This window comes from Stenotrophomonas sp. GW821-FHT02D01 (assembly GCF_059421765.1).
In genome coordinates this window covers 25,677-37,791 of record NZ_JBWKVP010000010.1, presented here as the reverse complement: position 1 = coordinate 37,791, position 12,115 = coordinate 25,677, and the positions used below count along the sequence as shown (strand labels likewise).

Annotated in this window: 9 protein-coding genes; 8 read left to right on the top strand and 1 reads right to left on the bottom strand. The window is 65.7% G+C overall.

The features are described from left to right. The first annotated feature begins 357 nt into the window (after window positions 1-357). The 8 genes from rimP to AC07UW_RS17020 all read left to right on the top strand — a co-directional run bounded on the left by rimP (window position 358) and on the right by AC07UW_RS17020 (window position 11,073). Window positions 358-948 carry a ribosome maturation factor RimP gene (rimP, locus tag AC07UW_RS17055; protein WP_176020095.1) on the top strand — a complete coding sequence of 197 codons (591 nt, stop codon included), beginning with the start codon at window positions 358-360 and terminating at the stop codon, window positions 946-948. 4 nt (window positions 949-952) lie between these two features. Next, window positions 953-2,464, top strand: coding sequence for a transcription termination factor NusA (gene nusA / locus AC07UW_RS17050; RefSeq protein WP_099819062.1), 1,512 nt, complete (start codon window positions 953-955; stop codon window positions 2,462-2,464). Between the two features lie 92 nt (window positions 2,465-2,556). Then, on the top strand, window positions 2,557-5,199 hold the full coding sequence (gene infB / locus AC07UW_RS17045; RefSeq protein ID WP_495212496.1) for a translation initiation factor IF-2: 2,643 nt from the start codon (window positions 2,557-2,559) through the stop codon (window positions 5,197-5,199). Between the two features lie 82 nt (window positions 5,200-5,281). Continuing rightward, window positions 5,282-5,665, top strand: a complete 384-nt coding sequence (gene rbfA, locus AC07UW_RS17040; RefSeq protein WP_025876229.1) for a 30S ribosome-binding factor RbfA — start codon at window positions 5,282-5,284, stop codon at window positions 5,663-5,665. Between the two features lie 104 nt (window positions 5,666-5,769). Next, the gene (truB, locus tag AC07UW_RS17035; protein ID WP_495212495.1) at window positions 5,770-6,678 is read left to right on the top strand and encodes a tRNA pseudouridine(55) synthase TruB; all 909 of its coding nucleotides are present in this window, start codon (window positions 5,770-5,772) and stop codon (window positions 6,676-6,678) included. Between the two features lie 178 nt (window positions 6,679-6,856). Then, window positions 6,857-7,117, top strand: coding sequence for a 30S ribosomal protein S15 (rpsO, locus tag AC07UW_RS17030; protein ID WP_005410445.1), 261 nt, complete (start codon window positions 6,857-6,859; stop codon window positions 7,115-7,117). 148 nt (window positions 7,118-7,265) lie between these two features. Next, window positions 7,266-9,374: a polyribonucleotide nucleotidyltransferase gene (pnp, locus tag AC07UW_RS17025; protein WP_025876239.1), complete on the top strand. Its 2,109-nt coding sequence runs from the start codon at window positions 7,266-7,268 to the stop codon at window positions 9,372-9,374. A 133-nt stretch (window positions 9,375-9,507) separates the two neighbouring features. Continuing rightward, the gene (locus AC07UW_RS17020; protein WP_495212494.1) at window positions 9,508-11,073 is read left to right on the top strand and encodes a tetratricopeptide repeat protein; all 1,566 of its coding nucleotides are present in this window, start codon (window positions 9,508-9,510) and stop codon (window positions 11,071-11,073) included. Here the strand turns inward: AC07UW_RS17020 and AC07UW_RS17015 are convergent. Further along, window positions 11,042-12,106, bottom strand: coding sequence for a serine hydrolase domain-containing protein (locus AC07UW_RS17015; RefSeq protein ID WP_495212493.1), 1,065 nt, complete (start codon window positions 12,104-12,106; stop codon window positions 11,042-11,044). The genes AC07UW_RS17020 and AC07UW_RS17015 overlap by 32 nt on opposite strands. Window positions 12,107-12,115: the final 9 nt, after the last annotated feature.

Below are 12,115 nucleotides of genomic sequence, written 5' to 3'. Positions count from 1 at the left end.
AAGTAAAGAATGCGCCTTCGAAGCTCTGCTTCGAGGGCGTTTTTCTTTGCGGCTTCCGCCGATCCGCCGGGCCATGCCTGGCGAGCGCAGCGAGGGGTTTCAGGACGGCCGCAGCCTTGCACCAGAGCGGTGCAGGGGCTATCATCAGCGGCCTAGAAGTACCCCTGACGGCGGCGCTCCCCATCGGAGATCCACCCGGAAGGAGGGCCGCAGCACGCTTGTTCAGCGCGTTGCAACCGGAATCCAGTCACCGGAGTCTTTCCGGAAAAGGGGCCCAGCGGGCCCTTCGTCGTTTTCGGGGCGTCATGTTTCCATGCTGGCCAAGGCCGGCACCCAACCAAGAGATCAAGGCAGGCTGTGAGCGACAAGGCAACCGACATCGCGAATCTGCTCGCCCCGACCGTTGTGTCGCTGGGCCTGGAGCTGCTGGGCGTTGAGTATCTGCCGGCCCCCGGCGGTGCGACCCTTCGCCTTTACATCGACGTGCCGCTGGCGGAACAGCCGGAGCGCATCATCAATGTGGACGACTGTGAGCGGGTAAGCCGCGAAGTGTCCGCACAGATGGACGTCGAAGACCCGATCAGCGGCAATTACACGCTGGAAGTGTCTTCGCCGGGCGTGGATCGCCCGCTGTTCAACCTGGAGCAGTTCGGTCGTCACCTCGGCGAATCGGCCAAGGTCACCCTGAAGCTGCCGCAGGAAAACCGCCGTCGCCTGCAGGGTCGCATTGACGCGATCGACGAGGCGCAGGGCAGCATCACCTTCATCGTCGACAACGCCGCACTGGTGGTGTCGGCCGACAACATCGACAAGGCGCGGATCATGCCTGACTGGGTGGCGCTGGGGCTGGCCCCGAGCAAGCCGACCGGTCCGGCGCCGAAGCGTCCGAAGCCGAACAAGAATTCTTCTTCCAACGAGCCGGCGGCAAAGAAGCCGCGCGCGGAGTGAGCCAATGAGCAAGGAACTGTTGCTGGTAGTGGACGCGGTCGCCAACGAGAAGGGCGTGCCGCGTGAAGTGATCTTCGATGCCATCGAGGCCGCGCTGGCCTCGGCAGCGAAGAAGCGCTATCCCGACGAGGAAGTGCTGACCCGCGTGGTCATCGACCACAAGGACGGCAACTACGAAACCTACCGCCGCTGGGAAGTGGTGGCCGATGACGTAGTGATGGAATCGCCGGATCGCCAGATCCGCCTGATGGACGCCATCGACGAAGCCGAAGGCGTGGACGTCGGCGATTACATCGAAGAGCAGATCGAGAACCCCGACTTCGGTCGCATCGCCGCCCAGGCTGCCAAGCAGGTGATCGTGCAGCGCGTGCGCGAAGCCGAGCGCCAGCAGGTTGTCGATGCCTGGGCCGACCGTGTGGGCGAGCTGATCACTGGTGTGGTCAAGCGCGCCGAGCGCGGCAACATCTATGTCGACCTGGGCGGCAACGCCGAAGGTTTCATTCCGAAGGACAAGGGCATTCCGCGTGATGTCCTGCGTGCCGGCGACCGCGTCCGCGGTTACCTGGCCGAAGTGCGTTCGGAGCCGCGTGGCCCGCAGCTGTTCATCAGCCGCGCCGCACCGGAATTCATGATCGAGCTGTTCAAGCTGGAAGTGCCGGAAGTCGGCCAGGGCCTGGTGGAAATCAAGGCGTGCGCCCGCGATCCGGGCGACCGCGCCAAGATCGCCGTACTCGCCCACGATGCCCGCACCGATCCGATCGGCGCCTGCATCGGCATGCGTGGTTCGCGCGTGCAGGCCGTGTCCAACGAGCTCAATGGCGAGCGCGTGGACATCGTCCTGTGGAACGAGAACCCGGCCAACTTCGTCATCAACGCGATGGCACCGGCCGAAGTGCAGTCGATCATCGTCGATGAAGACAAGCATTCGATGGACCTGGCCGTTGCTGAAGACCGTCTGGCCCAGGCAATCGGCAAGGGCGGCCAGAACGTGCGCCTGGCCAGCCGCCTGACCGGTTGGCAGCTGAACGTGATGACCCAGGACCAGGTGACCGCCAAGTCGGAGGCCGAGCAGGCTTCTGCCCGCCAGCTGTTCATGGACAAGCTGGAAGTGGACGAGGAAATCGCTGGCATCCTGGTCAGCGAAGGCTTCGGCACGGTCGAGGAAATTGCATATGTACCGGTCGGCGAACTGCTGGCCGTGGAAGGTTTCGACGAAGACATCGTCGAAGAGCTGCGCGCACGTGCCCGCGATGCGCTGCTCAATGAGGCCCTGGCAGTCGAGGAAGGCCTGGAGGACGGCCAGCCGGCGCAGGACCTGCTGTCCCTGAAGGGCATGGACGAAGCCACCGCATATGCGTTGGCCGGCCACGGCGTGCGTACCAGCGAGGACTTGTCCGACCTGGCCGCCGACGAGGTCATGGACTTCGGCATCGAAGGGCTGGACCAGGAGCGCGCCGCGGCGCTGATCCTGGCCGCGCGTGCCGAGGAAATCGCCCGACTGGAACGCGGCGAATGAGCCGGCAATGAACAGGGCCCTGAGCCGATCAGGGCGTAGAATCCGCGCCACCTCCAGATGCGGGGGGGCGCCCACAAGATCATAGGATCCGAATGTCGCAGCAAACCACCATCCGCAAGCTTGCTGAACTGGTCAATACACCGGTCGAAAAACTGCTGGAACAGCTGGCTGGTGCCGGCATGAAGTTCAGCGGTCCCGACCAGGTCGTGACCAGCTCCGAGAAAGTGAAGCTCCTGGGCTTCCTTCGTCGCTCGCATGGCAAGCCCGAGCAGGCCCCGGAAGAGACTGATCAGTCTGCCAAGAAGATCACCCTCAACCGTCGCAAGCAGCAGGAAGTGACGGTCAATTCCGGTCGCAGCAAGACAACCGTGAACGTGGAAGTGCGCCAGAAGCGCACCTACGTCAAGGCCGATGGTGGTCGCGCGATGACCCCGGACGAAGAGCGTGCCGACATCCTGCGCAAGCTGGAAGAGTCGCGCGCACGCAACCTCGCCGAGCAGCAGGCACTGGCTGAGAAGGACCGCCTGCGTGACGAGGAAATCGTCCGCAAGCGCGAGGAAGAGGTCGCTGCCAAGGAGCGTGCCGAGGCCGAGAAGAAGGCGGCCGAGGAAGCTGCGGTCGCCGCCAAGGCTGCCGAGGCGTTGGCTGCCAGCCAGCCGAAGGTGCGCGCACCGATCGACGAAACCGCGCCGCGCCCGCCGCGTGCTCCGGCTGCAGCCCCGGCTGCTCCGCGTAGTGCGCCGCCGCGCAGCGACGACCGCAACAATCGCAACGCGCCGCGCAACGAGCGTGGCCCGGGTGATCGCTTTGCCGGTCAGATGCACTTGTCCGCCGCCGATCGTGCGCGCCGTGGCAACAGCAACAACAGCAACAACCGTGGTCGCCCGGGCAGCCGTCCGACGTCCGGCCGTCGCGACATGTCGCGCGGCGGTGGCAACTCCGGCCCGCACGCCTTCGAACGTCCGACCGCACCGGTCGTGCGTGAAGTGGCGATCGGCGACACCATCACCGTGGCCGACCTGGCGCAGAAGCTCGCGCTGAAGGGCGGCGAGGTGGTGAAGGCGCTGTTCAAGATGGGCGTGATGGCCACCATCACCCAGTCCATCGATCACGACACCGCCGCACTGGTCACCGAAGAACTGGGTCACAAGGCGATCCGCGCCAGCGACAACGACGCCGAAGACGCGCTGTTGGCATCGGCGGGTGAGAACAAGGGCGAGGCAGTGCAGCGTCCGCCGGTGGTCACCATCATGGGCCACGTCGACCACGGCAAGACCTCGCTGCTGGATTACATCCGTCGCACCAAGGTCGCCACCGGCGAAGCCGGCGGCATCACCCAGCACATCGGTGCGTACCACGTCGAAACGCCGAAGGGCGTCATCAGCTTCCTGGATACCCCGGGCCACGCCGCGTTCACCTCGATGCGTGCCCGCGGTGCCAAGCTTACCGATATCGTGGTGCTGGTCGTGGCTGCCGATGACGGCGTCATGCCGCAGACCAAGGAAGCGATCCAGCACGCCCGTTCGGCGGGTGTGCCGCTGATCGTGGCGATCAACAAGATCGACAAGTCCGGTGCCGACCCGATGCGGGTCAAGAACGAACTGCTCTCCGAGCAGGTCGTGGCCGAAGACTTCGGTGGCGACACCCAGATGGTGGAGATCTCGGCCAAGACCGGCCTGGGCATCGACGATCTGCTGGAAGCTGTTTCGGTCCAGGCTGAACTGCTGGAACTGAAGGCGGTCGACGACGGTCGTGCCAACGGCGTGGTCATCGAATCGTCGCTGGACAAGGGTCGTGGCCCGATCGCGACGGTGCTGGTGCAGCAGGGCCGCCTGAAGAAGGGCGATTACCTGGTGTGCGGCATCCAGTACGGCCGCGTGCGTGCGCTGTTCGACGAAACCGGCAAGCAGCCGGAGTTCGCTGGCCCGTCCATCCCGGTGCAGGTCCTGGGCCTGTCCGGCGTGCCGGAAGCCGGTGACGACTTCGTCGTCGTCGACGACGAGCGTCTGGCCAAGGACGTTGCCCAGCAGCGTGAGACCAAGCGCCGCGAATCGCGCCTGGTCGCCACCGCGGGCAGCCGCATGGAAGACATCATGGCGACCCTGGGCAAGGGCGAGGGCCAGCAGGTCCTCAACCTGGTCATCAAGGCCGACGTGCAGGGTTCGGTGCAGGCGTTGAGCCAGGCCTTGGTGGCGCTGTCCAACGACGACATCCGCATCAACGTGATCCACTCCGGCGTGGGCGGCATCACCGAGTCGGATGCCAATTCGGCCGCCGCTTCGAAGGCCACCGTCATCGGCTTCAACGTGCGTGCGGATGCTTCGGCCCGTCGCATCATCGAATCCAACGGCGTGGACCTGCGTTACTTCTCGATCATCTATGACGTGATCGATCAGGTGAAGCAGGTGGCCTCCGGTCTGCTGGGCGTGGAGATCCGCGAAGAGATCATCGGTATCGCCGAGGTCCGCGACGTCTTCCGCAGCTCCAAGCTGGGTGCCGTCGCCGGCAGCATGGTCATCGAGGGCGTGGTCAAGCGCAACAAGCCGATCCGCGTCCTGCGCGACAGCGTGGTGATCTTCGAAGGCGAGCTGGAATCGCTGCGCCGCTTCAAGGAAAACGTCGAGGAAGTCCGCAACGGTACCGAATGCGGTATCGCGGTGAAGGCCTACAACGACGTCAAGCCGGGTGACCAGATCGAGTGCTTCGAGCGTATCGAAGTGCCGCGCACCCTGTAATGCTGCAACGGACCGGCCCTCACGGGCCGGTCCTGTTTCAACCCGTAGACTGCAACAACGAAACCCAACAAGAGCCTGCCGCGTGCCCAAGACTTTCCATCGAACCGACCGTGTCTCCGCCCAGCTGCGCCGTGAACTCGGCACCCTGGTGCACAACGCCGTGCGTGAACACGGGTTGCCCTCGGTGAGCGTGTCCGACGTGGAAATCACCCGCGACATGGCCCACGCCAAGGTGTTCGTCACCGCGCTGATGCCGGAACGTTCGGTTGAAGCCGTGAAGGGCCTGAAGGAACTGGCCTGGGGCCTGCGCATGGAGCTGGCGCGCGCGATGAAGCTGCGGCACGTGCCGGAGCTGCATTTCCACTACGACGACTCGGTCGATCGTGGCGAGCGCATCGACAACCTGCTGCGCGACCTGCCCGATACCGTGGCCGCCGAAAAGCGTCGCGAAGGCGACGAAGAATAAGGTAGCGCCGGGCCATGCCCGGCGTCTTTCCATTCCGGCAACGCGAAGCCCATGCGGGCCGCGCTGCGGCAGCCGAGCATGGCTCGGCTCTACCAAATCCTGCCATGACCCGAATTCAGTTCCGCCGCCTGGATGGCATCCTGCTGCTCGACAAGCCGACCGGCATGAGCTCCAACGCCGCGCTGCAGGTCGCCCGTCGCCTGTTCCGTGCGGAGAAGGGTGGCCACACCGGCAGCCTTGACCCGTTGGCCACTGGCCTGTTGCCGCTGTGCTTCGGCGAGGCCACCAAGATCGCCGGCCTGCTGCTGGGCTCGGCCAAGGCCTACGACGCAGAGATCGTGCTGGGCCGGACCACCGATACCGACGACGCCGAGGGCCAGGTGCTGCTCGAGCGGCCGGTGCCCGTGATCAGCGCCGAGGCCCTGCAGGCGGCGATCGCGCCGCTGCTTGGCGACATCCTGCAGCGTGCGCCGATCTATTCCGCGCTCAAGCAGGGCGGGGAGCCGCTGTACGTGAAGGCCCGCCGTGGCGACGCCATCGAGGCGCCCGAGCGCCAGGTCAAGGTCCACGCCATTGAGATTCTGGAGCAGCAACCCGAGCGGCTGCGGCTGCGGGTCACCTGCGGCTCGGGCACCTATATCCGCAGTCTGGCCCGTGACCTTGGTGAAACGCTGGGCTGTGGCGCACACATCAGCGCCCTGCGGCGCCTGTGGGTGGAACCGTTCCACGAACCGGCGATGGTCACCCTGGAGCAGCTGAGGGCTCTGGTGGAAGCGCAGGATGAGGCCGCCATGGACGCGCTGCTGCTGCCGCTGGCGGCGGGCCTGTCCGAATACCCCCGGGTTGACCTGGACGCCGAGCAGGTCCAGCGCTTCTGCGTAGGCCAGCGCCAGCGCGACCCCTCTTGGCCGCGTGGCCTGGTGGCCGTGTTTGGTCCCGGATCGGCGGTGCAGGGCCTGGGCCAGGTCGATGATGGCGGTCTGCTGGCCCCGCAGCGCCGCTTCAACCTCTGAACGAAGAAGCCCGGTTCAGCCCCGGACCTTGTTCCAAAGCCCCTTGGCCGTTACAATTTCGCGGCCGTTTTACGGCAGCCTGCCGAAGGCGGGTTTCATCCATTTGTTGGTTCACGGCGAGCCAGGCGGTGCGCGAAAGCGCGTTCCTGCCGGCCACGCATCACAGAGAAAAAAAGACATGTCGATCGACACCCAGAAGGTCATTGAAGACAACAAGCGCAGCTCGGCTGATACCGGCTCCCCGGAAGTCCAGGTTGCACTGCTGACCGCCCGCATCGAACTGCTGACCGGCCACTTCAAGACCCACAAGAAGGATCACCACAGCCGCCGTGGTCTGCTGCAGATGGTCAACCGCCGCCGCAGCCTGCTCGACTACCTGAAGAAGAAGGACGTCGAGCGTTACAAGGCCCTGATCGAGAAGCTTGGCCTGCGTCGCTAAGCAACGAATCCCCCGCGGCGCAGCGATGCGCCGCGGTTTTGTTTTGTAGCACCGCAATACCTTTTTCAGATCGGAACGACCGATCATCCGTTGGCGGCAAGGGTCGCCCTCGGTCCATTCGCAGACAGCATCCCCAAGGACACCCTCCGTGGCAAAAATCACCAAAACCTTCCAGTACGGCAAGCACACCGTCACGCTTGAGACCGGCGAAATCGCCCGCCAGGCCGGTGGCGCCGTCATCGTCAAGTTCGACGACACCGTGCTGCTGGTCTCCGCCGTTGCCGCCAAGAGCGCGCGTGAGGGCCAGGACTTCTTCCCCCTGACCTGTGACTACCAGGAGAAGTTCTACGCCGGTGGCCGTATCCCGGGTGGCTTCTTCAAGCGCGAAGGCCGCGCGACCGAGAAGGAAACCCTGATCTCGCGTCTGATCGATCGTCCGATCCGTCCGCTGTTCCCGGAAGACTACAAGAACGAAGTCCAGATCATCGCCACCGTGATGTCGCTGAACCCGGACATCGACGGTGACATCCCGGCCCTGATCGGTGCCTCGGCCGCGCTGTCGCTGGCCGGCACCCCGTTCAAGGGTCCGATCGCCGCCGCCAAGGTGGGTTACAAGAACGGTGAGTACATCCTCAACCCGACCGTGACCGAACTGAAGGATTCGGAGCTGGAGCTGGTCGTTGCCGGTACCGCCAACGCCGTGCTGATGGTGGAATCCGAAGCCGCGCTGCTGTCCGAAGACGTGATGCTGGGCGCCGTGACCTTCGGTCACCGCGAAATGCAGAAGGTCATCAACGCGATCAACGAACTGACCGTGGAAGCCGGCACCAAGCCGTCGACCTGGGTGGCCCCGGCCAAGAACGACGTGCTGATCAGCGCCCTGCAGGAAGCCATCGGCCCGCGTCTGGGCGAGGCCTTCCAGGTGCGCGACAAGCTGCAGCGTCGCGACGCCATCTCGGCGATCAAGAAGGACGTGGTCGAGTCGCTGGCCGGCCGCGTTGCCGCTGAAGGCTGGAACCCGGCCGAGCTGTCGAAGGAATTCGGCGAGCTGGAATACAGCACCATGCGCAACTCGGTGCTGGACACCAAGGTCCGCATTGACGGCCGTGCGCTGGACACCGTCCGCCCGATCGCAGTGAAGACCGGCATCCTGCCGCGTACCCACGGTTCCTCGCTGTTCACCCGCGGTGAAACGCAGGCCATCGTGACCATCACCCTGGGCACCGCCCGTGATGGCCAGGTCATCGATGCCGTCTCCGGTGAGTACAAAGAGAACTTCCTGTTCCATTACAACTTCCCCCCCTACTCGGTGGGTGAAACCGGCCGCATGATGGGCCCGAAGCGTCGCGAGATCGGCCACGGCCGTCTGGCCAAGCGCGGCGTGCTGGCAGTGATGCCGTCGCTGGAATCCTTCCCGTACACCATCCGCGTCGTCTCGGAAATCACCGAGTCGAACGGTTCATCGTCGATGGCGTCGGTCTGCGGCTCGTCGCTGGCCCTGATGGACGCCGGCGTGCCGGTGAAGGCTCCGGTGGCGGGTATCGCCATGGGCCTGGTCAAGGAAGGCGATCGCTTCGTCGTCCTGTCCGACATCCTGGGTGACGAAGATCACCTGGGCGACATGGACTTCAAGGTTGCCGGTACCGCTGAGGGCATCTCCGCCCTGCAGATGGACATCAAGATCGAAGGCATCACCGAAGAGATCATGAAGCAGGCTCTGCAGCAGGCCAAGGCTGGCCGTCTGCACATCCTGGGCGAAATGGCCCACGGCCTGACCGCCCCGCGTGAGGAGCTGTCGGACTACGCGCCGCGCCTGCTGACCATCAAGATCCACCCGGACAAGATCCGCGAAGTGATCGGCAAGGGTGGTTCGACCATCCAGGCCATCACCAAGGAAACCGGCACCCAGATCGACATCCAGGATGACGGCACCATCGTCATCGCTTCGGTCAATGCCATCGCTGCCCAGGCCGCCAAGGCCCGCATCGAGCAGATCACCTCGGACGTCGAGCCGGGCCGCATCTACGAAGGCAAGGTCGCCAAGATCATGGACTTCGGTGCATTCGTCACCATCCTGCCGGGCAAGGACGGCCTGGTCCACGTGTCGCAGATCTCCAGCGACCGCGTCGAGAAGGTCGGCGACGTGCTGAAGGAAGGCGATGTGGTCAAGGTCAAGGTGCTGGAAGTCGACAAGCAGGGCCGTATCCGCCTGTCGATGAAGGCCGTCGAGGAAGGCGAAGGCGCCACCGCCGAGTAATCGACCGCAGGTCGATGACGGTAGGTGTCAACCTTGGTTGACACGCCAGAATGAGAAAGCGGGCTTCGGCCCGCTTTTTCTTTGCCTGTCGTCCGGCGCTGCCGGCGTCGTACCGCGGCGCTATGCTTCACCCATGGACACCCTGCGCCTGCTTGACCTGCAGATCGACCGCCCCGCGCAGCGGGTCAGCCGCGCCGGCGATGTGCTGCCGATCCAGGGGCTGAGCTGGCGCCTGTTCGACGTGCTGCTGGCACACGGCAACGACGTTGTCGACTTCGACACGCTGGCTGCACAGGTGTGGGCACCTGCAGTGGTTGGCGAGGATGCGATCAGCCAGCGGGTCAAGCTGTTGCGGCAGGCGCTGGGTGATGACAGCCGACGCCCGCGCTACATCCGTTCGGTACGCGGGCGCGGCTATCAGTTGTGTGCAGTGCCGACCATCGCGCCGCCGGCAGCGGCGGTGCCCGCTGCCGCGCACCGGAAGAAATGGCCATGGCTTGCCAGCACCGGTGTCGTCGTTCTCGCCGCTGCCGCCTCGTTCTGGCCGCGCACGCCGGCGGCCGGTGGCCCGCTGCCGTTGCTGCAGCGCGCCGACTATTACGCCAGCATCGGCCAGGCCAGCAACAACGAGCGCGCCATCGCCCTGTACCGGCAGGCATTGCAGGTGGACCCTGATTCCAGTCCGGCGCGCCGCGGTCTGTCACGAGCGTTGTCCGCGCAGGGCTGTCTGTTCAATGGATCGCCCGAGCAGGTCCGGGAAGGGCTGGCGCTGGCCAACATCGAACGTGAACTCGCGCCGCAGGAGGGTGCTGTGTACGCGCTTCGAGGTTATGCCTACGATTGCCTCGGGCAGATGCCGCAGGCCATTTCCGAATACGAGCGGGCGATCGCGCTGGATCCGGGCGACGAGCGCACCCGTGCCTCGCTCGCCTACCTGCACCAGGAGCGCGGCCACCTTGCCCTGGCCCTGCGTGCCAATCTTGCATTGACGGCGCCCGAGCGCCTGCGCTTCCGTGATGTGCAGGTGGCGCGCGAACTGGAGCTGCTCGGTTTCACTCACGCGGCCGCGCAGCGCCACGCGCGCAATTTCCAGCTGTATCCGGACAACGTCTTCGCCAACATCGCCTGGCCGCGCAGTCTGTTCGCGGCAGGTGACCCGGGCCGGGCGAGGCAGGCGTTGACCGAGGCGCTGGCACGCGGCACGCCACATCCGCAGTTGCTGCGGCTGCAGGGCGAACTGGCGCTGCTGACGGGCGATCACGCCGGTGCTGCCGATGCCTTCGAGCGCGGGCGGCAGCTGCGTCCACAGCAATCGCTCGGTCAATCGCTGGCGGCCTTGTACGCGCAGCCCGCAGCATCGCCGGAGTGGGTGGCTTCGCGTCTTGCAATGTTGCAGGCGCAGCGCGGCGACGGGTGGTCCGATGCCGCGCTTGAGCGGGCCCTGCTGCTGCAGGCGCAAGGCGACCCGGAGGCTGCCGTCACCGCGCTGCAACAGGCGGTCGATGATGGCTTCCGCGATGCGGCGTGGTTGCGCTCCACGCCGCTGTTTGCGTCCCTGCACGAAGCGCGCGGCTGGGCGCCGCTGCTGGCGCGCATCGATGCCGATATCGGCCGCCAGCGTGCGCAGGTGCTGGCGGCCGACTGGCGTCCCGCCGGGCTGGCCGACCTCAGCGCAGCGCCGGCAGCAGGAATTCGGTGAGAATGCGGCGCGACTGCGGGTGAGCGACGCTGCGGTTGTAGGCTTGGCTGGTCACCACCGCGACAGCGCGCTGTTGCGGCAGCAGGAACACGTAGTTGCCGCCGTTGCCGGACATCGCCCATATGGTCTGTGGCTGGCCACCGACAGTCAGTTTCAGGCCCCACCATTGATAGCCGTAATCGCTGCCGTCGCCGGCCGTTGCCTGCGGTGACAGCATCGCGGCGACGTAGTCGCGTGGAACCAGCTGGCGCCCCTGCCAACGACCGCCATCAAGCACGAGCTGGCCGAGGCGGGCAAGGTCCCGGCTACGGTAGCGTGTGCCGCCTCCGCCCATGCCGATGCCCTCGGGGGAACGGTTCCACTGGCTGTGGGTGATGCCCAGTGGTCGTTCCAGTGCATGGGCTGCGTAATCGGCCAGCGGTTGTCCGGTCACACGTTCCAGTACCGCGCCGAGCACGAAGGAGTTGGCGGTGCAGTAGGCAAACGCGCGCCCGTGAGGACTGTCCTGCGGGCGCGCCATCCAAGGCGCGAAGCCCTTCACCGGCAGCGCCAGGGCAAAATCGAGCCAGCGCTCGCCGACGTACATGCGCTCCTCGTGGCCGGCCGAGAACGGGTTCTCGTCGTCGCACTCCCACAGCGTGCTCATCGCCAACAGGTCCTCCACCGTGGTGCCACGCAGGCGGGGGTCCACGTCGTGGTGGGCGACGAAGGCCGGGAAGTAGTCGTACACCTTCGCGCGAACGCCCGGCAGCCGGCCGTCGCCGATCGCTGCGCCGACCAGCAGGGCGGTCACGCTTTTGCTGGCCGAGCGCACGTCGTGCAGGGTCTGCGCATCGGCACCGTTGAAATAGCCCTCGTATACGACCTGTCCATCAACCTGCAGCAGCACGCTGCGGATCTGTTTCAGCTCATCGCTGGCAATGGCCTGCTCCAGCGCGCGCATGCGGCCGGGATCAGGGTGGGCAGGGCCTGCGATGCAGGGGAGGGCGTACAGGCACAGCAGCAGGGTGGACACAGGCAGGGGCGAACGCATGATCGGACT

Bases quoted from the DNA above. Each gene is read 5' to 3' on its own strand.
- infB (WP_495212496.1), top strand. From the start codon at position 2,557: ATGTCGCAGCAAACCACCATCCGCAAGCTTGCTGAACTGGTCAATACA.
- nusA (WP_099819062.1), top strand. From the start codon at position 953: ATGAGCAAGGAACTGTTGCTGGTAGTGGACGCGGTCGCCAACGAGAAG.
- AC07UW_RS17020 (WP_495212494.1), top strand. From the start codon at position 9,508: ATGGACACCCTGCGCCTGCTTGACCTGCAGATCGACCGCCCCGCGCAG.
- rpsO (WP_005410445.1), top strand. From the start codon at position 6,857: ATGTCGATCGACACCCAGAAGGTCATTGAAGACAACAAGCGCAGCTCG.
- truB (WP_495212495.1), top strand. From the start codon at position 5,770: ATGACCCGAATTCAGTTCCGCCGCCTGGATGGCATCCTGCTGCTCGAC.
- AC07UW_RS17015 (WP_495212493.1), bottom strand. From the start codon at position 12,106: ATGCGTTCGCCCCTGCCTGTGTCCACCCTGCTGCTGTGCCTGTACGCC.